Origin of the sequence: Niveibacterium microcysteis (genome assembly GCF_017161445.1) — a bacterium.
Taxonomy (GTDB): domain Bacteria; phylum Pseudomonadota; class Gammaproteobacteria; order Burkholderiales; family Rhodocyclaceae; genus Niveibacterium; species Niveibacterium microcysteis.
Genome location: NZ_CP071060.1, coordinates 2832417 through 2856573, shown reverse-complemented (window position 1 = coordinate 2856573; position 24157 = coordinate 2832417). Strand labels below are relative to the sequence as shown.

The window sequence follows — 24157 nt, the reverse complement described above, 5'->3', positions numbered from 1 at the left end:
TGCCCACACATTGAAGCCTTCGATACCTACAGCATGTCCAGAATAAAGACCGTCTTTGACCGACTCGGTGCAGAGCAGCGCACCGCGCTGATCCCCTACATTGCCGCGGGGGATCCCTCGCCCGCGGAGACGCTTCCCTTGATGCATGCCCTGGTTGCCGGCGGCGCCGACGTGATTGAGCTTGGGGTGCCGTTTTCCGATCCGATGGCTGATGGGCCCACGATTCAGCGTGCCGCGGAGCGCGCACTGAAACACGGCGTTTCGCTGCGTGATGTGCTCGCGACGGTAAAGGCCTTCCGCACGACTGACACAGCCACGCCCGTGGTGCTGATGGGCTATGCCAATCCGATCGAAGCGATGGGTGTCGAGCGATTCGTAGCGGCAGCGGCTGAGGCCGGGGTCGATGGCGTGCTGGTCGTCGACTATCCTCCCGAGGAGGCGACGGACTTTGCAAACACGCTCAAGGCCGCAGGCCTGGATCCGATCTTCCTGCTTGCCCCGACCTCGACCGACGCGCGCATGGCCGGTGTTGCGAACATCGGCAGCGGATACGCTTACTACGTCTCCCTCAAGGGCGTTACCGGCGCTGGCCATCTGGATATTGGGGATGTCGTGTCGCGTATTCCCAATCTGAAGGCGCGCTTGGGAATGCCGGTAGGTGTTGGTTTCGGCATCCGCGATGCGGCTTCTGCCCGCGCGATCGGTGCGGTGGCCGATGCAGTCGTGATTGGTAGTCGTGTGATTGAAGAAATCGAACGCGCACCCGCGGGTGAAGCCCCCCAACGTGTGCGAGCGTTCCTGTCGGAAATTCGCTTGGCACTCGATGAACCTGTCGTGGAGTCCGCCCGATGAGCTGGTTGAACAAGCTGCTTCCTCCCAAGATCAAGCGCGACGCGCCGTCTCGCAAGTCGATTCCTGAAGGCCTGTGGAGCAAGTGCGAGGTCTGCGAGGCGGTCCTGTACCGCTCCGACCTCGAAGGCAATCAGCATGTCTGCCCGAAGTGCGGGCACCACAAGCGTTTGCGTGCACGCGCACGTCTGGATCTTCTGCTCGATCCGGACGCACGGTTTGAGATTGGCGCAGAGGTCGTGCCGGTCGATCCGCTTAAGTTCAAGGACAGCAAGCGTTATCCTGATCGCTTGTCGGCAGCGAACGATGAGACGGGCGAGGGCGATGCCCTTGTCGTCATGCAAGGGGCGATCAAGAGCGTGCCTTGCGTTGTCGCCGTCTTCGAGTTCGATTTCATGGGCGGCTCGATGGGCTCTGTGGTGGGCGAGCGCTTTGTGCGTGGCGTGACCGCTGCGCTTGAGCAGGGTGTGCCTTTCATCTGCTTCACCGCCTCGGGCGGTGCGCGGATGCAGGAGGGGCTTTTCTCGCTGATGCAGATGGCTAAGACGACTGCGTCACTCACCCGACTGTCTGAACGCCAGCTGCCGTTCATCACCGTGCTCACCGACCCGACGATGGGCGGCGTTTCGGCCAGCTTTGCCTTTGTTGGTGACGTCGTGATTGGCGAGCCGGGAGCCCTGATCGGCTTTGCCGGGCCGCGCGTGATCGAGCAAACGGTGCGCGAGAAGTTGCCGGAAGGCTTCCAGCGTTCTGAGTTCCTGCTCGAGAAGGGCGCGATCGACATGATTGTGGATCGCCGTGCCTTGCGCGACGAATTGGCCGATCTGCTGTCGTTGCTGACGCGTCAAAGCGCACCGAACTAAGAGCCGCATTCCTTCGCGATGGTATCGAAGTCCCTGTCGGACTGGCTCGACTATGCCGAGCGCCAGCACGTCAATGCAATCGAGCTCGGTCTGGATCGTGTCAGGGCGGTCGCCGCTGCCCTCGGCGTGCGGCAAACCTGTCCGGTCATCCTGGTAGGTGGCACGAACGGAAAGGGCTCAACCTGCGCGATGCTGGAGGCTATCCTCCGCGCTGCCGGCTATCGCGTCGGTTTGTATACGTCCCCACATCTGGTTCGATACACCGAGCGCATCCGGATCAACGGCGCCGAGGTCTCAGAGGAGGCGCTGTGCGAGGCCTTTGCCGAAATCGACAGCGCGCGCGGTGAGACGCCGCTTACCTACTTCGAGATCGGGACCCTTGCTGCATGGCAGGTTTTCAGCAAGTCCTCGCTCGATGTAATCATTCTTGAAGTCGGCATGGGCGGCCGCCTGGATGCGGTCAACGTGTTCGAGCCGGACTGTTCGATCGTGACCGGCGTGGCGATTGATCACACCGACTTCCTCGGCACAACGCGCGAACAGATCGGTTACGAGAAGGCTGGCATTTTTCGCCCAGCTCGGCCGGCCATTTGCTCCGATCCGAATCCGCCGGAGTCCCTCGTCAAACACGCGCGCTTGATCGGAGCCGATCTGCGACTGATCGGCCGTGATTTCTCGTACAAGGGTGATCGGCAGCAATGGAGTTTTGTCGGGCGGTCGATGAATCGCAACTCGCTGGCCTACCCCGCCCTGAGGGGGGCCAACCAGCTGCTCAATGCGTCGGCGGTGCTGGCAGCGCTCGAGACGCTCGCGGACCGTTTGCCGGTTTCAATGCAGGCTGTTCGCGAAGGCCTGCTGCATGTGGAGCTGACAGGGCGATTCCAGGTTCTGCCGGGGCGACCGACCGTGATTCTTGATGTCGCCCACAATCCACAGTCGATCGGCGTGTTGGCGGAGAACATCTCCAATCTCGGCTACGCGCCTGAGACCTATGCGGTTGTGGGGATGTTGTCGGACAAGGATGTGGTCGGTTCGATCTCCTTGATCGCCCGTCGCGTCGATCACTGGCTGGCTTGCTCGCTGCCGGGGCCGCGGGGTTTATCGGGCGACGCGCTCGCGGCCAAGCTTCGTGAGGCGGGCGTGGCGGGCGATATCGAGGTCTGCGACGGGCCGACGGCCGGGCTCAATCGCGCCAAGGAGCGCGCTCAGCCGGATGATAGAATCGCAGTCTTTGGATCATTCCTTACTGTCTCCGACGTGCTCCAATCGTCGGGGCGTCATTGAGACCCGCGCGCTGCTGCAATGGCCGAGAACGACACCCAACTCGAACTGAAGAAGCGCGCGCGCCGACGCTTGGTCGGCGCAGGCGCACTAGCGCTTGTCGCGGCGATTGTCTTGCCCCTTGTGATGGAGCATGAGCCAAAGCAGGCCGGTCAGGACATCCAGATCCGCATTCCGAGCCAGGAGGGCGCGAATTTCGCGTCGCGCGTGATCCAGGGAACCGCTCCAGCGCCGAGCAAGCCTGCAGTGCCGGTTGAGGACGACAAGATTCCATCTGGTGGAAACGTGCCGTCGCCGAGCGAAGGTGCGACCGCTTCCGGCCCGGCGCCGAAGGCACCTGAGCCGGCGCCCGCGCAAAGCGCGCCCAAGCCAACGGCGCCCGAAGAGCCCCATGTTGCGAAGACCGAAAAGCCAGCAGCGACCAAGTCTGCAGAGCCAGCCGCGAAGCGATCCGAGGCGGAGCGTGCCGCGGCGATCCTGAGTGGCGACAAGAGTGCAGCCGTTGAAACGGGCGGGGCCTACGTCGTGCAGCTCGGCGCATTCAAGGACGCGAGCAACGTCTCGTCGGTCCGGAGCAAGGTCAAGGCACAAGGCTACAATTCCTACACCGAGGTGCTGGGGGACAAGACGCGAGTGCGTGCAGGCCCGTTCGCGACGCGTGATGCGGCCGACGCTGCGGCAGCGAAGTTGCGAAAGGCGGGGCTGGCCGGCGTTGTAGCACCTCGTTCGTGACTCGATGAGCGGTTTTGACTACGCGGTCATCGCGGTTACGCTGATTTCGCTGGCGCTTGGCGCTTGGCGCGGGTTGGTCAGCGAGGTCCTGGCGCTTCTGGCGTGGGTGATTGCGTTCTTCGTCGCCAAACATTTTTCGCCGCTCGTCGTGCCGCTGTTCAGTGGCCTTACGAGCGAGCCGTTATTGCAGCAGGCAGGGGCGTTCGCACTGTTGTTCATTGCGAGCCTGCTCGTGCTTGGTTTGCTGCGCTTGTTGTTGCGCGAGTTGCTTCATGCGGTTGGGCTTGGTCTGGCGGACCGAGCCTTTGGCGCACTGTTCGGGTTGGCGCGCGGGTTGTTGCTGGTGCTCGCACTGGTAATGGTCGGCGGGCTGACAAATCTTCCGCGTCAGGCTTGGTGGCGTGACGCGGTATTGGCGCCCCCGCTTGAGGCGGTGGTGCTAGCGGTGGCGCCGTGGATGCCGGAGCCGCTCGCTAAACGGATTCAATTCAGATAGGTGATCGACGATGTGCGGGATTCTGGGTGTAGTAGCGACTACGCCGGTCAACCAGCTGTTGTATGACGGGCTCCAGGTGTTGCAGCACCGTGGGCAGGACGCGGCCGGCATTGCGACGGCGCAGGCCGGCAAGTTTCACATGCACAAGGGCTCGGGGCTGGTGCGCGATGTGTTCCGCACGCGCAACATGCGTAACCTAACCGGCAACTGGGGAATCGGGCATTGCCGCTATCCCACTGCCGGTTCGGCCTACAACCCGGCCGAGGCGCAGCCGTTCTACGTGAACTCGCCGTTTGGTCTGATGCTTGCGCATAACGGCAACCTGACCAACGCGGACGAACTCAAGCGCGAGATGTTCCTTGCCGATCTTCGGCATATCAACACCAGCTCGGATTCCGAGGTGCTGTTGAACGTTCTTGCACACGAGCTCCAGGAGCATGCCAAGGGCCCCCGTCTGGAGTCGGAGCAGATCTTCAAGGCGGTGGCGGGGGTGATGCGTCGCGTCAAGGGCGCCTACGCAGCCGTCGTGATGATTGCTGGCTATGGTCTGCTGGCGTTCCGCGATCCGCACGGCATTCGCCCACTGGTGATCGGCAGCAACGAAGCGCTTGGTGGCACCGAGTACATGGTTGCCTCGGAGAGCGTCGCCGTGGATGTGCTCGGTTTCAAGCTGCTGCGCGATATCGCACCGGGTGAAGCCGTGCTGATCAATACGCAGGGGCTGCTCGAGAGTCGCCAGTGCGCGTCGGGCCTGCCGCATGCGCCGTGCATGTTCGAGTATGTGTATCTCGCACGCCCGGATTCGCTGATCGACGGTATTTCCGTCTACGACAGCCGCGTCAAAATGGGTGAGTACCTCGCGGCGCGCATTCTCAAGAAATACCCGGATCTGAAGATCGACGTTGTTGTGCCGATTCCGGATTCGAGCCGGCCTGCGGCGATGGAGCTTTCGAATCGACTCGGCGTGCCGTACCGGGAAGGCTTCGTCAAGAATCGCTATATCGGCCGCACGTTCATCATGCCGGGGCAGGCAGTGCGCCGTAAGTCGGTGCGCCAGAAGCTCAACGCAATCCACCAGGAGTTCGCGGGCAAGAACGTGCTGCTGGTTGATGACTCCATCGTGCGCGGCACGACGAGCCGCGAAATCATCAATATGGCGCGCGAAGCAGGCGCCACCCAGGTGTTCATGGCTTCGGCGGCGCCGCCGGTGCGATTTGCCAACGTGTACGGCATCGACATGCCGAGCCGTAACGAGCTGATCGGCGCGTTTCGTTCGGAGGATGAGATTGCACACGAGATTGGCGCAGACGCCCTAATCTATCAGGATCTCGAAGATCTGAAGAAGGCAGTCAAGGAGCTCAACCCCGCGATTGAAGTGTTCGAGACCTCGTGTTTCGACGGCGTCTACGTCACGGGCGACATCACTGCGGCTTATCTGAACGAGATTGAAGATGCGCGCAACACGGATGCGCCAGCCTCGAATGGTCGTGATGATGAGGGCGATGAAGAAGGCGACGGCGGCCAGATGGATCTGAACCTCGTGTCTCACGAGGAGCGCTGACCGGCACTCGTTCGCGCCCACAGCCTTGAGTGGGGCCCCAAGAAAACAAACGCCGCGGGGTCGCCCCCGCGGCGTTTGTTTTTGCTGCGACGCTCAGCGTTCCTGAGGCGGCAATGCCCTGAGCAGGCTCGTACGCGTGATCGGTTTGGTCAGCACAGCGTCGAAGGGCGCGTCTTGGGTAATCTGGGCGATATGCTCGGCGCTCTCGCCGGTGTAAGCAACGATCCAGGTGGCAGGGTAAGCGGCGTTTGAGCGCAAGCGTCGACAGACTTCATCGCCTCGAAGATCGGGCAGATGGAGGTCAAGCAGGATGCAGTCGAAGTGATCCAGGCGGGCGACGTCGAGCGCTGAACTGCCATCCGCGACTTCCGTCGTGGCCCAGCCAAGCTGGCCCAGAATCAGCGCAGGGAGCCGACGATTCGGCTCGCTGTCGTCAACGATGAGCGCCTTGTTCATCAGCAGGAGCGGAATGCGAGCCCGTGCTCAGGCGTCCATTCCAGCCACTCGGCCTTGTCGTGCCAATCGTGCAGCACCCATCGTTTGCACGTTTTGCCGTCCACCACGTGCGTGTGGCAGGCGGGGCGATGGGTGTGGCCGTGAATGAGGTCGATCTGGCCCGCTGCGCGAATCGCCGTCTCAACCGCACCGAGGTTCACATCCATAATCTCGATGTCCTTGTCCTGCTTGGCGTGCTCACTCTTCATGCGGATTTCCGCAGCGAGCGCGAGTCGCTCCTCAAGGGTCTTCGCTAGTACCGCGGCCCGCCATTGCGGGTTGCGCACCATCGCACGGAACTGCTGATACGCGACGTCGTCGGTGCACAGCGCGTCGCCGTGCATCAGGAAGTAGCGGGTGTCGCCCAACGACAGCGCGTAGGGCTCCTCGATCAGGGTCGCACCTGCGGCCTCGGCGAAACCGCGATCGAGCATGAAATCGCGGTTGCCTTGCATGATGTAGATCTTCGTTCCGCTACCTGCCAGCGCGGCGAGTGCCTGCGCAATGCCACGCGCGGCGGGATCGACCAGAGCGTCGTCACCTGGCCAGGCGTCGAAAAGATCCCCGAGGATATACAGCGCATCGATCCCGCGCGCTGGGCCGCCGATGTAGCGCAAGAAGGCGGCCGCAACCTGGGGGTGCTTCGGACTCAGGTGGAGGTCCGAGATGAAGTGAATCATGCTGGCAACCGTTCGCTGTCAGACGACTTCAGCGCGTTCGATGACGACGTCTTCGTTCGGCACGTCCTGGAAGAAGCCGCGACGGCCAGTCTTGACGGCGCGGATCTTGTCCACGACGTCCATGCCTTCGACGACTTTACCGAACACGCAGTAGCCCCAGCCTTGCAGGTCCGGAGAGCGGTAGTTCAGGAATTCGTTGTCGGCAACGTTGATGAAGAACTGGGCGGAGGCCGAATGCGGCGCCTGGGTGCGAGCCATGGCGATGGTGCCGCGCTCGTTCTTGAGGCCGTTATTGGCTTCGTTCTCGATCGTGTCGCGCGTCGGCTTCTGCTGCATGTCCGGGGTCATTCCGCCGCCTTGCACCATGAAGCCATCGATGACGCGGTGGAAGATCGTGCCGTTGTAGTGGCCGGACTCGACGTACTCGATGAAATTCTTGACGGTCTTCGGCGCCTTCTCGGCGTCGAGTTCGAGCGCGATAACGCCGAGCGAGGTATGCAGTTTGATCATGTTGGATTTCCTGTTGGGCCGACCTGTGGGCCGGGTTACTGCTTGGCTGCCGCGGGAGTCACCCGGCGAGCCGACTTGATTACAACGGGCTTGAGCGGCACGTCACGTTGGCCGGCGACAATACCAGTCTCAACCGCTTCCATCTTGCGGACGGTCTCCATGCCTTCGACGACCTTGCCGAACACAGCGTAGCCCCAACCGTCGAAGGACGGATAGTCGAGCGAAGCGTTGTGCTTGAGGTTGATGTAGAACTGCGATGTCGCCGAATTCGGGTCTTGCGTGCGGGCCATGGCCAGCGTCGCGGTCTCGTTCTTCAGGCCGTTCTTTGCTTCGTTCTCGATTGGTGCCCGCGTGGGCTTTTCGCGCATGTCGGCGGTTACGCCGCCGCCTTGCACGACAAACCCGCGGATGATGCGGTGGAAGATCGTGTTGTCGTAATGGCCTGAGTCCACGTAGCTCAGGAAGTTCGCCACCGATTTCGGCGCTTTGGCCGGATATAGCTCGACGACGAAGGTGCCGACGCTGGTCTCGATCCGCACCTTCGGATCGCCGATTTCGGCGGCAACTGTTTGAGTGGCGAAACCGAGCGAAAGCCCGGCGAGCAGTGCGCACGCCAACGCGCGTCGGACGATGTTCACGCCTGTCCCTCGTACACGATTTTCCATTTCCCGCCTTCTTTGACCCAGTACTGGCGTTTGCTTGCCTGTTGCTTGAGGTTGTTGCTGCGATAGTCCTGATCGAAAGTCACGACGACCATATCTTCCTTGCCCGGGCTGCGGAACATGCTGATGTTCTTGAGCCGCACCTGCACCCAGGTCTTGTCCTTGGCAATGGCGCGTTTGCGCGCCGACCACTGCGTGCGGGTTGCATCATCACTCGCGAACTTGTCGGCGTAATGCTGCAGGTAGCGTTCGGTATCGCCGCTTTCCCAATCACGCCGCCACGTCTCGATCTGCTTTTGCAGCGCCGAGCGTTCTTGCTGCCAGTCGTCCAGGCTGAGCCATTCCACGTCGTTGCTGATAATTACGGGGGTCAGACCCAGTTGCAGGCGCGACGCAACCGCTTGAAGATCTGCGTTGGCGAGCACGACGCAGCCGTCCGAGGCCTTCGGCGGGCGCGACAAGGTGTCGCTGGGCACACCGTGCAGCCAGATGCCGTGGCCCGCGCGACCTTGCAGGCGGTCGTACTCGTTCGGGTAGTTGATCGGGAAGGCACCTGATCCGTAGAAGTCGGTGAGCCGCTTCTTGGGCACTTCGGATACGACGTGATAGACGCCTAGCGGGGTCCGCTTGTCGCCTTCGCGCGCCTTCTGCGCGCCTTCCTTGCCGTGGGTGATGTAGTAGTCGGCCACGAAGCGCGGGCGCCCCCCCTCGTTGGCGTAGAGGTAGAGGCGTGACTTCTGTGTGTCGACGACGATCGCGTACTTCTGGTCTGGCCGCATCTGCAGCAGGTAGCGCGGCACGTAGTTGTTCTGCGGGCGGTTCCGATAGGCCTTGAGTCGAGCGATCGCCTCTTCACGCAGTTCGCTCACCTTTTCGGGTGGTGCCGAGGGTGCATTGCCGAAGCCTGCGATCGGGCGGCTGCGCGCGAGCAGCAGATCGCCCCGGATCAGGTGTGCAAGCCGGAAGTTCGGATACACCCGCAGCAGTGACTCCGTTCGCTCCAGCGCGCTGTCGAGCTTGCGATGTTCGATGTCGTCGAAGACCTTCGACAGCGAAGCTTCGGGGCCGCTGTCGGAGATCGGGCCCCTCATCGGCTGGGCAGCGGACAAGCCTGCACAGCAGGCGCCAACGACCAGCGCAAATCGCGCCGCGTGGCGGAATACCTTACGCATCAGCCGCCGACCCGTTCCTGCTGGATTTGCCAGCGGCCATCGCGGTGCACGAGCACCAGCGTCTTCGTGGCGGCGGACTTCAGGTTCGCCGAGTCGTACGACTGGCGGAAGCGAACTGTAGCTTCGTCGTCGGACAGGCGGATCACGAGGTTGTCGGCGCTGACGCTGATCGGACCGGGCTTGGTCAGGCGCGACTCGCGTTCGCTCTCCCAAGCCTTGCGTGGCACGCCGCCCGGCGTCTTGAAGTCGCGCGCATAGTGGCTCAGATAGCCTTTGACGTCCTTGCGCGACCAGGCGCTCGCCCAGTTGTTTACCATCTTGCGGATGTCGGCTTCTGCCTTGTCGTTTGCGGCCGGTTTCTTGGCTGCAGGAGGCTCGGTCTTCGCGGCTGCAACCGGGGCAGGGGTGGCCGCAGGTTTGGGTGCTTCCACCTTTGCGACTGGAGCTGGCTTGGCTGGGGCCTCGACAGGCTTAGGTGCAGGCTCCGGGGCCTTCGCAACCGGCGGCGTCGGTTTCGCCTGGGCGGTGGCGACGGGCGCCGTAGCGACAGGCGCAGGGCTGGCCGCAGCGACCTGAACTGGTTTGCTGGTGGTCGGCGCCGTGCGTGCGTTGCGCGTGGTGCCGCCCATCAGGTCACGAATCATGGCGAGCTTGGTCTGCGCCTGGGTGTTGGCCGAGTCAAGTTGCAGGGCCTTGTCGTAGGCCTGGCTCGCTAGCTTTGCGTACACGTCGCCAAGGTTCTCGTGCGCGGTGGCATACGCCGGATGTGTGCGGATCGCGAGTTCCAGCGCAGCCTTCGCCTTTTCATACTGACGCTGCGAGGCGTAGATCACCGCGAGGTTGTTGTAAGGCTCGGGCAGCTCGGGGTAGTCCTCGGAGAGCTTCTGATACACAACCGCCGCGTCGTTGAGACGGTTCATCTCGGTCAGGATTACACCCTTCGTGAAGCGCGCCTGAGCATCCTTGGGGCGTACAGCAAGGATCTGGTCGACTTTTTCCAGTGCAGCCGGCAATTGGCCCTGCTTCATGTGCGCTTGAACCTCCGTGAGCGTCGGCTCCGCGGCGGCGGGCAAGGCGCACGCCAGCAGCATGGCGGCTGCCAAGGCGTTCAAGGTCGTGCGAAAGGGGCGAAAAGTCATTGTGCTAACATCCTGCGAGCAAGGCGCGACGCGCCTGTTCTAGCCCATCATTCTATCAACAAGCCCCGCAACGCGGGGGCCGCGGCGACCGCCGGATCCGGCGGTGCATGCACGGACACCATTCATGCTCACGATCTACAACTCGCTCACCCGCCAGAAGCAGCAATTTACCCCGATCGAACCCGGCAAGGTCCGCATGTATGTATGCGGCATGACGGTGTACGACCTGTGTCACCTGGGGCATGCGCGCTGCTTCCTTGGCTTTGACGTGGTGCAGCGCTGGTTGCGGGCGTCGGGTTATGAACTGACCTATGTGCGCAACATCACCGATATCGACGACAAGATCATCCGCCGTGCGCAGGAAAACGGTGAGCCGATTGCCGCACTGACCGAGCGCATGGTCGCCGAGATGAACGCCGACTTCGGCGCATTGGGCATCGAACGGCCGGATATCGAGCCGCGCGCAACCGACTATGTGCCGCAGATGCTCGAGATCATCGGCGAACTGGAGACCAAGGGCCTCGCATATCAGGCCGACGATGGCGATGTGAACTTCGCTGTGCGCAAGTTTCCAGGCTACGGCAAGCTTTCTGGCAAGTCGCTCGACGACCTGCGGGCTGGTGAGCGTGTTGCGGTCGACTCGTCCAAGCGTGATCCACTCGATTTCGTTTTATGGAAGGCAGCGAAAGAGACCGAGCCGGCCGATACCAAATGGGCCTCGCGTTGGGGCAAGGGCCGTCCGGGCTGGCATATCGAATGCTCGGCGATGAGCAGCGCGATCCTTGGCAAGACGCTGGATATCCATGGAGGCGGCCCGGATCTTCCGTTCCCGCATCACGAGAACGAGATTGCGCAGAGTGAGGGGGCGCACAACTGCACGCTGGCCAACGTCTGGATGCATGCCGGTGCGCTGCGCGTGGACAACGAGAAGATGTCGAAATCGCTCGGCAACTTCTTCACCATCCGTGAAGCGCTGAAGCAGTACGACGGCGAAGTGATCCGCTTCCTCGTGGTCCGCTCGCACTACCGCAGCCAGATCAACTATTCGCCGGATCTGCTGGCGGACGCCAAGCACGCTTTGACGCGGCTCTACACCGCCTTGCGCGATGTGCCCGCCGCGGATGTCACGATCGACTGGAATGATGCGCACGCGGCGCGCTTCAAGGCGGCAATGGATGACGACTTCAATACATCCGAAGCGGTGGCAGTGCTGTTCGAACTGGCGGGCGAGGCGCAGCGCGGGCGCGACCCCAAGGTTGCGGGTTTGCTCAAGGCCTTGGCCGGCGTGTTGGGGCTTCTGCAGCGTGATCCAGTCGCCTTCCTGCAGGGCGCGACCTCGTCGGATGGTCTGAGCGCCGAGGGCATTGAGCAACTCATCGCCGATCGTGCTGCCGCGAAGAAGGCGAAGAACTTCGCAGAATCTGACCGGATTCGCGACGAACTCAAGGCCGCCGGCGTAGTGTTGGAGGATTCCGCGCAGGGCACTACTTGGCGTCGCGCCTAGTTCGGCTGCGGGAATGAAAAAGGGCGGCGCCGGGCCGCCCTTTTTTGTTGCCTGAAGGCTTCGCTAGCGCCGCTGGATCACCACGCTGCCGATTGAGTAGCCAGCACCGAACGAGCAGATTACGCCCAGATCACCCTGCGCCAGATCCTCGTGATGCAGGTGGAACGCAATGATCGAACCGGCCGAAGCCGTGTTTGCATACTGGTCGAGAATCACCGGCGCCTCGTCGAACGTGGCGTCGCGCTCAAGCAGGCGGCGCGCGATCAACTGGTTCATCGACAGGTTGGCCTGGTGCAGCCAGAAACGGCGTACGCCGGCCGGTGCGCGGCCGAGTGCCGACAGATGGGTGCTGATGTGTTCTGCTGCCATCGGGCAGACTTCCTTGAACACCTTGCGACCCTCCTGGCGGAACAGCTTGTCGCGTGCGTCGGGGTCGGTGTCCTCACAACGGTTCAGGAAGCCGGCGTTGTTGCGGATATTGTTCGAGAAGCTGGTCGCCAGCTTGGTGCCGAGGATGGCCCAGCCGCGTTCGCCCATGTCGGCGCGCTCGACGAGAATCGCGGTTGCCACGTCGCCGAAGATGAAGTGGCAGTCACGATCACGCCATTCCAGGTGTGCTGAGCAAATTTCCGGATTCACGACTAGCACCGAGCGCGCGCTACCACTCCGCACCGCATTAGCGGCTTGTTCGATGCCGAAGGTGGCGGAGGAGCAGGCGACGTTCATGTCGAACGCAAAACCCTTGATGCCCAGCGCGTGCTGGATCTCGACCGCCATCGCCGGGTAAGGGCGCTGCATATTGGACGCTGCACAAATCACCGCGTCGACATCGGCCGCATCGCGCCCGGCGCGGGCCAGTGCGTCGCGAGCGGCCGCGACGCCGATCTCGGCTTCCAGCGACAGCGCGTCATCCGGCCGCGGCGCAAAGCGTGGGTACATGCGCGTGGGGTCGAGCACGCCGGACTTGTCGAGCACGAAGCGCTGCTTGATGCCGGATGCCTTCTCGATGAACTCCGCGCTTGATTCCGTAAGCGCGGTCAATTCGCCGGCAGCGATCTCGGCAGCGTGCGCGGCGTTGTACTTGGCAACGTAGGTGTTGAAGGCGGCAACGAGCTCTTCGTTGCTGATCGATTGCGACGGCGTGAACAGCCCGGTCGCGCGGATGACGACGTCGGTCATGAAGCTACCTTTACCGAAAAGTTGCGGGAAGGTAGCACATTCGCAGGCGTATGGTCCTGTCGCCGGACAAGGCAAGGCGCTTGCCCGGCGACATCCGGACTTGGGTTAGCTCAGCCGGGTGACCGCGGCCACATCGCGCGCCACGGCGAACGCCATGGTTGAGGCGATGGGTGCGCTCGGCGCCGTGTTGCCCACCAGCGGGTTGAGCTGGCGGAAGCTGCAGCGCATGCCGTCCGGTTTAAGCGATACCACCGCGTAGCCTTGTGCGTCGCTGACCATGTGGCGGATCCACGGGTTGCTGTTGAGGCTGGCGAGTTGCCCCGCGAGCCCGAGAAGCGATGTGGAGAATGCCGGCGTCGCTTTCAGCGCTGAAAGCACGGCCGAGGTGGTGGCGTCGAGCGCGGCCTCGCTGACGCCTTTTGCGCCGAGCGCGCGGCGTACCGGCAGGCGCACTTGCTCGGCCAATTCATCGAGTGTTGGCGCGGTGCGCTGCAGGGTGAAATCGAACAGGTTGAAGCGCAGATCGAGGGTGCCGATTCCGTCGACCGGCACCGAGATTGGCGCGAAGACGAGGTTCGACAGCAGCGAACCGGAGGTGGCATCGGCGAAGTACTTGAACCACGAATCCGAACTGATGCCGGCGGTGACGAAGTCCACCATCACCGGCGTGCCGGTACCGGTGGCGTCGTAGTCGTCATTGACGGTACCCGCATGGAAGGAGTGCAGGTCGCCGGTCAGCGCGACTACATTCCGGATGCCGTTGTCCTTCAGGTGCGCCATCAGGTGCTTGCGCTCGGCGTTGTAACCATCCCATTGGTCGCAGTTGAGCAGAAAGCGTGTGAAGTACGGCGCAAGCGAGGCGGCGACGCTGCCAACGAAGCCTGAGGCGGCACCCTTGGCGATGATGTCCGGCTTGATGTAGCCGAATGCGATGACTTGCGCACCAGCGCCTGCCTGCGCCGTGGCACCGCTCACTGCCGCGGCGGCGCGGTAAGCCGCGGCTGCCAGTGTCGCTTGCGAGGCACTCAGGCCCTTGGCGACCGCGGCGGCAACCGGATCGGCGGAACTGGCGACGGCGGTCGCGATTGCCATCGCTGCCGCGCCCGCCGTAGCCTGGTCGGCACCGGCCGTAGCGGCGGCCACCAGTGCGGCGGCGGCAGCAACATTGCCACTTGTGCTTGCAGCGGCGCCGGCGATGCTGCCGGCCACCGTGCTGACCGACTGCAGCGCAAGCAGTGTGGCGACGGCTGCGGTGCCGTCCAGCCCCATTCGCAGTAGCGACACCTCGTTACACCACAACTTCCAAGTGGCTGTGGAACTGCCCATCGTGTGCTTCCACCAATCGCGTTGCGTGGTGCCGAAGATGGACACCGGCGCCAACGTATCGCCGCCACTTGGTACTGCCCGCATCTTTGCCGCTTCAATGCTCTCCCGCACATCGGCCGGCACGAAATAGCGCGATCCCACCGAGCCGAGCGCGGCGCCCGTCGCCGGGTTGGGCGCGGCCTCCGGGACGATGTGATCGGCACGGTAGAGCCGCTCGTCGGTCACGACGAAGTGGGCAAGCTTGCCGAAGGGCAGATCGCGATAGATGCGTACGTTCTTGAAGCTCGTGGTCGTACCGTCGTAGCTGACGTCCGCCGGCATGAATTCGAACCAGGCCTGGTTGGCGCCTCGCCGGCGCGTGCTCTGATGGGCGTTGTCGCCCACGCCCGTCGTTGCGTCATAGCTGCCGTTGTCGTAAGTCTCGGCGTCCTGCCAGCAGTCGTCGGAGAACTCGTGATCGTCCCAGGTCGCAATGAAGGGCAGGCGCTCATGCAGGGCTTGCAGGCGTGGATCGGTACGGTACTTTTTGTAGAGGTAGCGGTAGTCGGCAAGCGTGGTGGCGTACTTGGCGCCGCTGTTGCCGGACTTGAAGCTACCGTCGGGCAGCACGAGCGCGTCGTGGCGAGCCTCGACGGCGCCGGTCTGGAATGCCTCGCCGACGGTTTCGTAGATGTAGTCGCCAAGGTGCACGACGAAATCGATGTCTTCTTGCGCAAGGCTCTCGAAGCCCGCCCAGTGATTCACGCTCCAGTCCTGGCAGGAAATGAACGCGAACTTCAGTTCTGCGACATCAGCATCTTTTGCGGGTGCGGTCTTGAAGCGACCGACGCGCGAGCGCACGTCGCCGGCCGCGAACTGGTAGAAATACACGGTGTTCGCTTGCAACCCGGTGAGCTTGTTGCGGACGGTGTGGTCGTAGCGAGCGAAAACCGGGATCGTGTTATCGACTACCAACTGACCGGCCAGCGCATCGGATGTGCCGAGCTTGGCAGTGTTGTCCACGGCCGTGACGAGCACGCGGATCGAAAAATCGCCGGCCTCCGGCGCGCTGGCGACCGCATCCACGTTTGTCGGGGTGACGCGGGTCCAAAGCATGACGCCGTCGGGACGTGGGTCACCTGAGGCGATGCTCTGCGGGAATTGCCAGTTCTTGCCGGTGGCCTTTGCCAGCGGCGATGCCGGCGCAGTGCTGCTATCGCTGCCGCAGGCGGCGAGCCCGCCCGCAGCGATTGAAGCCGTCCAGAAGCCGGTATTGCGCAGGAATGCGCGTCGATTCATCGTCATTCGTTCCCCATCCCAATTCGCTAGGCGGCGGCACTTATGCGCGCCGGAAAATACGCAAGCGTATGGTGGGGAGGTTACTTGCCGATGACTTGTGAGAAGGCGACAGCGCCTTTGTGCGCGGAAACCAGGCGAGGAACAGAGCGGCCCGACTTGTGCGGGCCGCTCCGGGGGCTTATCGGATGACGCGACCCTGACGGTCGATCACCGCCATTTCGGCAAACTCCACGCCGGTACGCCGGGTGCCGGCGAAACTGACGTTGATGCCGCCGAGGTCAAAGCGGTCGATGCTTGCCATTGCGGCAGGCAGCTTCGCGCGGGCACCGCCGGCACGGCGCAGGCCCTCGAACAGCGTGCGGGCAGCCACGTAAGACTCCATCATTGCCTGCGTGGGCTCGACGTCATTCGGGCCGTACTTCTTGTAGATGGTGCGGAACTCGCGCACCAAGGGCACGGATTCGTTCAGTGTGTTGGGCGCAGCTTCCAGCACCGCGACGCCATGCGATGCCTTCTTGCCGATGATGCGGGCCAGATGGCTGCCTTCCACGTACGACAACGTGGCGAGCTGAGCGGTGCCGCCCTGGGCGCGATAGCGCTGGATGAACGCCGCAGCGCCTGCCGTTTGAGATGCCAGCACGATCGCTTGGGGCCCGCTTGCGAGCATCTTTGACACCGCCTGATCGACCTGTGCCGAGCCTGCGAGGTAGCTGACGCCATTGAGCTTGATGCCGAGAACGCCAGCCTCGCTCGACGCGGCGGTCCATGCCTCGCGGCCGAAGCCGTTGTCCTCGTACACCACGCCGACGTTCTTCATGCCGCTGGTGGATAGATGCTTGAGTACCCGTGCCACCTCGAAGCTGAAGCTCGGCCGCGTGAGGAACAGTTGCTTGGACCCGCTCGCGAGACTGGAGGCGCCGACGCGGGGGCCGACCAGCGCGAGGCCGGTATCGTCGAGCAAACGGCTGTCCAGCAGTTGCTGAACGCTGTCTTCACCCATCAGGCCGAGCAGGGCGGCCGGGGCGTTCTTGTCGATCAGCGGGCGCAGCTGTTTGCTGACATCGCCCGGCTCCTGGCTGGCGGTCACGAGCTTCACCTTTTGCCCGGCGATGCCGCCGCGCGCGTTGAGGTCAGCCACGGCAACCTGGGCGCCGACTTGCATGTGCCAGCCAATCCCGCCGTAGGGCCCGGTGAGCGGGGCCATCTGCAGTACAGTGATATCTGCCGAAGCGATAGGAGCCGCGGCGCAAACGACGAGGGCGGCCAATGTCTTGAGCAGGCGCGAATGACGAAGTGTGTTCATGTCGATGATCCTTGGTGGCGACAACTCAGCGCTGCACATTGCCGGCGGCAACGGCCTGGACAAGGCGCGCCTGCGCGTCGCGCGTGCTCATGTTGGCGTCATTGAAATAGGCTGAGACAGCGGCTTGCATGGCGGCCTGAACGGCTTCGGGTGCGGCCATGCGGTGTGCCACGGATGGCACGAGACCACCGCTCTGCGCGGTTGCGCGGAAGGCTTCCGCAGAGCGCTTGGCGCAGTCGTCAAAGCGGTCCATACGCGCGTTGGTGCGGGCCGGGATCGAACCCTTTGCGAGGTTGAAGTTCTCCTGGAACTCCGCACCCATCAGGGCGTTCGCCAGATCTGCCTGCGCCTTCCGCGCTTCGTCGTGGCGCTGGCGGAAGAAGGCGAAGCTGTCGATGTTGTAGGTGTAGGCCTTGTCGGTGCCGGGCGCCGGCAGGCAGAGGTAATCGCGGCCCGGCTGCTTGCCGGCACGCGCGAATTCGCCCTTCGCCCAGTCGCCCATGAACTGCACGGCTGCCTTGCCGCTGATCACCATCGCCGTGGCCGCACTCCACTCACGATTTGGCGCGCCTGCGTCGATCAGCTTGCGCAACGACTTGAAGGTATCCAGCGCCTTGGTCATCGTGGCGCCCTGCAGGGTTGCGCTATCGAGCGAAACGAAGGCCTTCTTGTAGAAGTCGGCACCGCCGACGCCGAGCGCGACAGATTCGAACAGTGTGAAGTCTTGCCAGGGCTGACCGCCGTGAGCGATCGGCGTGAAGCCGGCCTTGCGGATGCTGTCGGCCGAGGCGATCAACGCGTCCCAGCTGGTGGGGGGCTCGACGCCGGCCTTCTTCAGTACTTCCGGGTTGATCCACATCCAGTTGACGCGGTGCACGTTCACCGGCGCGGCGACGTAGCGACCTTCGTACTTCATTGCGTTGGCAACGACGGCTGGCAGCGTCGCGTCCCAGTTGCCGGCGCTCGCCACGTCACCGATATCGGCGAGCAGGCCGTCTTCCGCCCATTCCCGGATTTCCGGCCCCTTGATTTGCGCGGCCATCGGGGGGTAACCGGAGACCACGCGGGTCTTCAGCAGCAGCATCGCGTTATCGCCGCCGCCCCCGGCGACCGAGAAATCGCGCCAGCGGTGGCCGCTGGCTTCGAGTTTCTTGGTCAGTTCGGCCAGGGCGCGTGCTTCGCCGCCCGAAGTCCACCAATGCAGGACTTCGATGTCCGCTGCGTGGCTGGCGACTGCGCCCAGCGCCAACCCGAGCGCGAGCATGGTCTTCGTCGTCTGGATGGGTTTCATGATTGTGCGTGTGTCCTTCAGTGTCCGGCGGAGGCGGCGCGCGACAGCGCATCGCACAGAGGTTTCCGCAAACGGAAGCCCATGCGTCGGGTACAGGATTGATGGAATTTCAGTGGTGGCCCAGCGTCGTGCCGAGGGGCCGACTAGGGTCGGTGCCGCACCGCGGGCGGTGGGTGGTGCAAGGGGCGAATGCGGGCCGCGCGTGGCCGTTCAAGATACTTTTCGGCGTTCACCGAAATCTCCTTTGTTGTCTCTGTGCTGCCGGTCGCTTGTTGTGTGCGCCGTGCTTGTTTTGGTGCTACGGGAAAACCCCGAGCGGGTTAACCCTAAATCTTTGTTTGTGGCTTGGCAATCGTGCCGCGCAGCAATCAATGTCAATTTTGATCAAGCAAAAATAAAAAGAGCTCCAACTGGAGCTCTTTTGTCGGGGGCTGCCTGGGCCGCCAGGTGGCGGATGCCGCTGCGACACGCGGCTTGGTCTCGGCGCGTTCAGTCGCTGAAGAACTCGCGAACCTTGTCCATCCAGCCCTTGGCACGCGGCGTCTGCTTGGCGGCGTCTTTTTGCGCCAGCTCCTCGAACTCGCGCAGCAGTTCCTTCTGGCGCTCGTTGAGGTTGACGGGTGTCTCGACGACGACGTGACACAGCAGGTCGCCCGGATGGCCAGAGCGCACGTTGCGGATGCCCTTGCCGCGCAGACGGAAGACCTTGCCGCTCTGCGTTTCGGCCGGAATCTTCAGGTTGGCTGCGCCGTCCAGCGTCGGGATCGCAATCTCGCCGCCCAGTGCCGCGGTGGCAAAACCGATCGGCATCTCGCAATGCAGGTCGTCATGGTCGCGCTGGAAGACCTGGTGCTCGCGGACGTGGATTTCCACGTACAGATCCCCTGGAGGCCCGCCGTTGACGCCCGGCTCGCCGTACCCGGCGTGACGCAGGCGCATGCCGTCGTCGATGCCGGCGGGGATCTTCACTTCCAGCGTCTTCTGCTTCTTGACCCGGCCGGCGCCGTGGCAACTGCCACAGGGGTCGGAGATGTGCCGGCCGGAGCCATGGCACTTCGGGCAGGTCTGCTGGATCGAGAAGAAGCCTTGCTGCATGCGCACCTGACCGGCGCCACCACAGGTGGGGCAGGTCTTGGGCTGCGTGCCCGGCTTGGCGCCGGAGCCGTGACAGATCTCGCACTCTTCCATGAGCGGGATGCGGATCGTCTTCTCGGCGCCGCGCGCAGCTTCTTCCAACGTGATCTCAAGGTTGTAGCGCAGGTCGGCACCACGATAGACGTTGGAACGCCCACCGCCGCCACCACCTCGGCCGCCGCCAAAGATCTCGTCGAAGATGCCACCGAAGGCATCCGAGAAGCCTTCGAAGCCCGCGCCGCCACCAAAACCGCCGGGCCCGCCGGCCGCAGACGGATCCACGCCAGCATGACCGTAGCGGTCGTAGGCGGCGCGTTTGTTGCCGTCGGAGAGCACTTCGTAGGCCTCTTTGGCCTCCTTGAATTTCTCTTCGGCGCTCTTGTCGTCGGGGTTGCGGTCCGGGTGGAACTTCATCGCGAGCTTGCGATAGGACTTCTTGATGTCCTCGTCGCTGGCGTCGCGATTGACCCCCAGTACGTCGTAGTAATCCCTTTTGGCCATCTGCTCTTTTCCTCTAACGCAAAGGCGCAAAGGACGCGATGCGATCCTTTGCGCCCTTCACGCCTTCGCGTTGTTCCGGCTTACTTCTTGTCCTTGACCTCGGTGAACTCGGCATCGACGACGTTATCGTCAGCCGGCTTGGCGCTCGCTCCGGCACCCGCGGTGGCGCCGGCATCGGCCCCCGCGGTTTGGGAGTACATCTTCTCGCCCAGCGTCTGGCTGGCGAGCGCCAGGGCCTGGGCCTTGGCTTCGATGTCTTCCTTGTCGGTGCCCTTGATCGCTTCCTCGGCTTCCTTGATCGCAGTTTCGATCTTGGCCTTTTCGTCGGCCGAAACCTTGTCACCGTGCTCCTGGATCGCCTTCTTGGCGGTGTGGATCAGCGCGTCGCACTGGTTGCGTGCGTCGATCAGCTCACGTGCCTTGCGGTCGTCTTCAGCGTGCGCGGCAGCGTCGTTCACCATCTTCTGGACTTCTTCATCCGACAGGCCGGAGTTGGCCTTGATGGTGATCTTGGCTTCCTTGTTGGTGGCCTTGTCCTTGGCCGACACATGCAGGATGCCGTTGGCGTCGATGTCGAAGGTCACTTCGATCTGCGGCATGCCGCGCGGCGCCGGCGGAATGTCCGACAGGTTGAACTGGCCGAGGCTCTTGTTGGCCGAGGCCATTTCGCGTTCGCCCTGCAGCACGTGGATCGTCACTGCGGTCTGGTTGTCGTCCGCGGTCGAGAATACCTGCTGCGCCTTGGTCGGGATCGTCGTGTTGCGCTTGATCAGCGGGGTCATCACGCCGCCCAGGGTTTCGATACCCAGGGTGAGCGGGCAGACGTCCAGCAGCAGCACGTCCTTCACCTCGCCTTGCAGCACGCCACCCTGAATCGCAGCACCCACAGCCACGGCTTCGTCCGGGTTCACATCCTTGCGCGGCTCCTTGCCGAAGAACTCGCGCACCTTCTCCTGCACCTTGGGCATGCGGGTCTGACCGCCGACGAGGATCACGTCGTCGATGTCGGTGACCTTCAGGCCCGCATCCTTCAGCGCCTTGCGGCACGGTTCGATGGTGGCTTCGACGAGCTCTTCGACCAGCGATTCGAACTTGGCGCGTGTGATCTTCATCGCGAGGTGGCACGGCGCGCCGTTGGCCATCGTGATGTACGGCTCGTTGATTTCGGTTTGCTGGCCGGACGACAGCTCGATCTTGGCGCGTTCAGCCGCGGCCTTGATGCGTTGCAGCGCAATCGCATCCTTCGACAGGTCGATGCCGTTCTGCTTCTTGAACTCTTCGACGATGTAGTCGATCACGCGCTGGTCGAAGTCCTCACCGCCGAGGAAGGTATCGCCGTTCGTGGCGAGCACTTCAAATTGCTTGTCGCCGTCGACGTCTGCGATCTCGATGATCGAAATGTCGAAGGTGCCGCCGCCAAGGTCGAACACGGCAATCTTCTTGTCCTTGCCGGAAACCTTGTCCATGCCGAAGGCGAGCGCAGCCGCGGTCGGCTCGTTGATGATGCGCTTGACTTCAAGGCCGGCGATGCGGCCTGCGTCCTTGGTGGCCTGGCGCTGGCTGTCGTTGAAGTAGGCCGGCACGGTGATGACCGCTTCCGTCACTTCTTCGCCAAGGTAGTCCTCGGCGGTCTTCTTCATCTTGCGCAGGACTTCGGCAGAGATCTGGGGCGGGGCCATCTTCTTGCCACGCACTTCCACCCAGGCGTCACCGTTATCGGCCTTGGTGATGGAGTAGGGCATCAGCGAGATGTCCTTCTGGACTTCCCGCTCCTCGAAGCGGCGGCCGATCAGGCGCTTGACCGCGTAGAGGGTGTTCTTTGCGTTGGTGACAGCCTGACGCTTGGCGGGTGCGCCGCAGAGAATCTCGCCGTCTTCCATGTAGGCGACGATTGACGGCGTGGTGCGCGCGCCTTCGGAGTTCTCGATGACCTTCGGCGTGCCGCCTTCCATGATGGCGACGCAGCTGTTGGTGGTGCCGAGGTCGATACCGATGATCTTGCCCATGTCTGTATTGTCCTTTCCGAATTCTGTGGTGATGCAAACCTGTTACCGAAGTGGGGTCTTGTCACGGGCTTTCAAGGGCCCGGGCGGCTCACGCTGCAAGACCGCACTTGCGGCGATATCAGTCCTTCGCCTTTGATACGGCGACCATCGCCGGGCGTACAACGCGACCTTCGATCAGATAACCCTTCTGGAAAACCTGGACGACGGTATTTGCGGGCTGGTCCGACTCGACCATGCTCATCGCCTGATGCTGGTGCGGGTCGAACTTCGCGCCAACCGGATCGAGTTCGGTCAGGTTGCCGCGTTCAAAAGCGCGCGCCAGGTTGCGCAGCGTCAGTTCCACACCCTCGCGGATCGATTCGAGCGTCGGGTTGGCCACCGCGAGCGTTTGCTCAAGGCTGTCCTTGACCGGCAGAAGCTCCGTAGCGAACTTTTCGATCGCGAACTTGGAGGCTTTCTGGATGTCTTCTGCAGCACGACGGCGGACGTTTTCGGTTTCGGCCTTCGCACGCAGCCATGCGTCGTAGTGCTCGGCGCTCTTCAACTCAGCCTGGCGCAGCTGCTCTTCGAGGCTGGGCAGGGTGTCGACCGACGCCGTTTCCGGGTTCTCGGCGCTAGCGGCTTCCGGCGAAGCTTCGGCGGCGGAGGTCAGTTCGACCTCGGGCTGCGGACTGGACTGGTTTTCCTGCATGACAATGAACTCCCTGATGGCAACTTTGCTTCCATCTGGGGCGGGTTCCGGGAATTTCAAGCCCTGTTTGTGGCAAAAGCGCGCGAGCGCTAACATGCCGACTGTTCACGGGGGAATACATGGCTGCGCAGCCGGAGAGAATCGGGAAGTACCGCATCATTCGCGAGATCGGGCGAGGGGCTACGGCCATCGTCTATCTTGCGGAGAACCCGTTCTATCCGGAGCCGATTGCCCTCAAGCACATCAGCTTCAACGACAAGGCGAAGGATCAGGCCAAGTGGAACCGCCGCCTGCTCAAGCTCTTGCGGGCTGAAGAAGCTGTCTCCAAGCGCCTCAACCACCCCAACATCATCCGCATCTTCGAGACCGTCATCGAGGCTGATCAGGCCTATGTCGTGATGGAGTATTTCGAGGGTTATTCGCTCGAGCGCTACTGCACCTTTGAGAATCTGCTGCCGATCCACCGTGTCGTCAGCATCATCTTCAAATGTTGCATGGCGCTGGATTACGCCTACAAGAACGGCATCATCCACCGCGATATCAAGCCGGCGAACATCCTGATCGATGATCAGGACAACGTGAAGATCACTGACTTCGGGCTTGCGCTGAACATCAAGAAGCAGAGCGACGAGGATTCGACCTTCATCATGGGCGTCGGCTCGCCGGCCTACATGTCGCCCGAGCAGGTGAAGTCCTACCCGCTGAACCAGAAGACTGACCTCTACTCGCTCGGCGTGGTGCTGTTCCACATGTTGACCGGGCGGCTGCCGTTCCGCGCGAAGAACCCTGCGCAGCTGGTGTATCGCATCATCAATGCCGATCCGCCCTCAGTGGTGCTGCTCAATCCGGCTGTGCCGGAGACGATGGATCCGGTCATCCGCAAGGCGCTCGAGAAGGATCTGTATTCCCGCTACAAGAACGGCGCGGAATTTGCGAAAGACCTGTCTGCCGTCCGCTACAAGATCTACGACGAGAACGAGCACCTCGAAGACAACTCGCACTTCGGCCAGCTGCGGCGATTGCCGTTCTTCACCGAATTCGACGATGTTGAGGTCTGGGAAGCGTTCCGGATCGGCAAATGGCGCCAATGTGGCGAGCTGACGACGCTGATCAAGGAAGGCAGCAGCGATGCGCGTTTCTGCATCCTGATCGAGGGGCGCGTTGAAGTATCGCTCGATGGCCGCAAGGTTGCAGAGTACGGCCCGGGTGAGGTTTTCGGCGAGAGTGCGTTCCTCGACGAGCAGGAGCGCAAGCAGTTTGCGACCGTCGTAACGCTGACTCCAGTGAGCTATCTGGAGATCAACCCTGCGGCGCTGGTTCTTGCGTCGGAGGAGTGTACTGACCACTTCCGTTCTCGACTGTCGACCGTGGCGATGCGGCGCCTGTCTGCCGCACTGCGCGTCTGCGCGAAGTCTGGCGAACCCGCCACCCGCGGCAACGACGGCGCGCCAAGCGGCGGCCTGGAGCTTCAGCTCGTCAACAGCTGAGGCGCAAGGCCGCCTGG

General features: G+C 62.9%; 21 protein-coding genes. 8 read left to right on the top strand and 13 right to left on the bottom strand.

Going from position 1 to position 24157, the window contains the following annotated elements; translation table 11 throughout:
• Positions 1-33 precede the first annotated feature (33 nt).
• From trpA to purF, 6 genes are read left to right on the top strand one after another with little or no spacing between them, the layout of a single operon-like run.
• On the top strand, positions 34-852 hold the full coding sequence (trpA, locus tag JY500_RS12945; RefSeq protein ID WP_172198920.1) for a tryptophan synthase subunit alpha: 819 nt from the start codon (positions 34-36) through the stop codon (positions 850-852).
• Complete coding sequence (gene accD / locus JY500_RS12940) at positions 849-1712, top strand: acetyl-CoA carboxylase, carboxyltransferase subunit beta (RefSeq protein WP_172198923.1); 864 nt, start codon at positions 849-851, stop codon at positions 1710-1712. The genes trpA and accD overlap by 4 nt, the downstream gene beginning before the upstream one ends.
• Before the next feature lie 18 nt (positions 1713-1730).
• Positions 1731-2996: a bifunctional tetrahydrofolate synthase/dihydrofolate synthase gene (gene folC, locus JY500_RS12935; protein WP_206252955.1), complete on the top strand. Its 1266-nt coding sequence runs from the start codon at positions 1731-1733 to the stop codon at positions 2994-2996.
• An 18-nt stretch (positions 2997-3014) separates the two neighbouring features.
• Positions 3015-3725: an SPOR domain-containing protein gene (locus JY500_RS12930; RefSeq protein WP_206252953.1), complete on the top strand. Its 711-nt coding sequence runs from the start codon at positions 3015-3017 to the stop codon at positions 3723-3725.
• A 4-nt stretch (positions 3726-3729) separates the two neighbouring features.
• The gene (locus tag JY500_RS12925) at positions 3730-4221 is read left to right on the top strand and encodes a CvpA family protein (protein WP_206252951.1); all 492 of its coding nucleotides are present in this window, start codon (positions 3730-3732) and stop codon (positions 4219-4221) included.
• A 10-nt stretch (positions 4222-4231) separates the two neighbouring features.
• On the top strand, positions 4232-5782 hold the full coding sequence (gene purF / locus JY500_RS12920) for an amidophosphoribosyltransferase (protein ID WP_172198932.1): 1551 nt from the start codon (positions 4232-4234) through the stop codon (positions 5780-5782).
• Between the two features lie 93 nt (positions 5783-5875).
• On the opposite strand, the gene JY500_RS12915 is transcribed toward purF, so the two are convergent.
• Genes JY500_RS12915 through JY500_RS12890 form a run of 6 tightly spaced genes read right to left on the bottom strand, consistent with a single transcriptional unit; the run spans position 5876 to position 10440 of the window.
• Positions 5876-6238 carry a response regulator gene (locus tag JY500_RS12915; RefSeq protein WP_206252950.1) on the bottom strand — a complete coding sequence of 121 codons (363 nt, stop codon included), beginning with the start codon at positions 6236-6238 and terminating at the stop codon, positions 5876-5878.
• The gene (locus JY500_RS12910) at positions 6238-6957 is read right to left on the bottom strand and encodes a UDP-2,3-diacylglucosamine diphosphatase (RefSeq protein ID WP_206252948.1); all 720 of its coding nucleotides are present in this window, start codon (positions 6955-6957) and stop codon (positions 6238-6240) included. The genes JY500_RS12915 and JY500_RS12910 overlap by 1 nt, the downstream gene beginning before the upstream one ends.
• 18 nt (positions 6958-6975) lie before the next feature.
• Positions 6976-7467, bottom strand: a complete 492-nt coding sequence (locus JY500_RS12905) for a peptidylprolyl isomerase (RefSeq protein WP_172198938.1) — start codon at positions 7465-7467, stop codon at positions 6976-6978.
• A gap of 35 nt (positions 7468-7502) precedes the next feature.
• The gene (locus JY500_RS12900) at positions 7503-8099 is read right to left on the bottom strand and encodes a peptidylprolyl isomerase (RefSeq protein ID WP_425493207.1); all 597 of its coding nucleotides are present in this window, start codon (positions 8097-8099) and stop codon (positions 7503-7505) included.
• Positions 8100-8101: 2 nt separating this feature from the next.
• Positions 8102-9301, bottom strand: coding sequence for a L,D-transpeptidase family protein (locus tag JY500_RS12895; protein ID WP_206252944.1), 1200 nt, complete (start codon positions 9299-9301; stop codon positions 8102-8104).
• Positions 9301-10440: a nuclear transport factor 2 family protein gene (locus tag JY500_RS12890; protein WP_206252942.1), complete on the bottom strand. Its 1140-nt coding sequence runs from the start codon at positions 10438-10440 to the stop codon at positions 9301-9303. The genes JY500_RS12895 and JY500_RS12890 overlap by 1 nt, the downstream gene beginning before the upstream one ends.
• Before the next feature lie 124 nt (positions 10441-10564).
• On the opposite strand from JY500_RS12890, the gene cysS reads away from it, so the two are divergent.
• A complete protein-coding gene (gene cysS / locus JY500_RS12885) occupies positions 10565-11944 on the top strand; it encodes a cysteine--tRNA ligase (RefSeq protein WP_206252941.1) in 1380 nt (459 codons plus the stop codon).
• A gap of 63 nt (positions 11945-12007) precedes the next feature.
• Here the strand turns inward: cysS and JY500_RS12880 are convergent, their stop codons facing one another.
• The 7 genes from JY500_RS12880 to grpE all read right to left on the bottom strand — a co-directional run bounded on the left by JY500_RS12880 (position 12008) and on the right by grpE (position 22653).
• On the bottom strand, positions 12008-13123 hold the full coding sequence (locus JY500_RS12880; RefSeq protein ID WP_206252939.1) for a beta-ketoacyl-ACP synthase III: 1116 nt from the start codon (positions 13121-13123) through the stop codon (positions 12008-12010).
• Positions 13124-13228: 105 nt separating this feature from the next.
• Positions 13229-15727, bottom strand: a complete 2499-nt coding sequence (locus tag JY500_RS12875; protein WP_206252937.1) for an alkaline phosphatase D family protein — start codon at positions 15725-15727, stop codon at positions 13229-13231.
• Positions 15728-15905: 178 nt separating this feature from the next.
• Positions 15906-17030, bottom strand: a complete 1125-nt coding sequence (locus JY500_RS12870) for an ABC transporter substrate-binding protein (RefSeq protein WP_206252935.1) — start codon at positions 17028-17030, stop codon at positions 15906-15908.
• Between the two features lie 25 nt (positions 17031-17055).
• On the bottom strand, positions 17056-18321 hold the full coding sequence (locus tag JY500_RS12865; protein WP_172198954.1) for an ABC transporter substrate-binding protein: 1266 nt from the start codon (positions 18319-18321) through the stop codon (positions 17056-17058).
• Positions 18322-18810: 489 nt separating this feature from the next.
• Positions 18811-19956, bottom strand: coding sequence for a molecular chaperone DnaJ (dnaJ, locus tag JY500_RS12860; protein ID WP_172198956.1), 1146 nt, complete (start codon positions 19954-19956; stop codon positions 18811-18813).
• 80 nt (positions 19957-20036) lie between these two features.
• On the bottom strand, positions 20037-21962 hold the full coding sequence (gene dnaK / locus JY500_RS12855; RefSeq protein ID WP_206252933.1) for a molecular chaperone DnaK: 1926 nt from the start codon (positions 21960-21962) through the stop codon (positions 20037-20039).
• A gap of 118 nt (positions 21963-22080) precedes the next feature.
• Positions 22081-22653, bottom strand: coding sequence for a nucleotide exchange factor GrpE (gene grpE, locus JY500_RS12850; RefSeq protein ID WP_206252925.1), 573 nt, complete (start codon positions 22651-22653; stop codon positions 22081-22083).
• A 119-nt stretch (positions 22654-22772) separates the two neighbouring features.
• On the opposite strand from grpE, the gene JY500_RS12845 reads away from it, so the two are divergent.
• The gene (locus tag JY500_RS12845; RefSeq protein WP_172198962.1) at positions 22773-24140 is read left to right on the top strand and encodes a protein kinase domain-containing protein; all 1368 of its coding nucleotides are present in this window, start codon (positions 22773-22775) and stop codon (positions 24138-24140) included.
• Positions 24141-24157 lie beyond the last annotated feature (17 nt).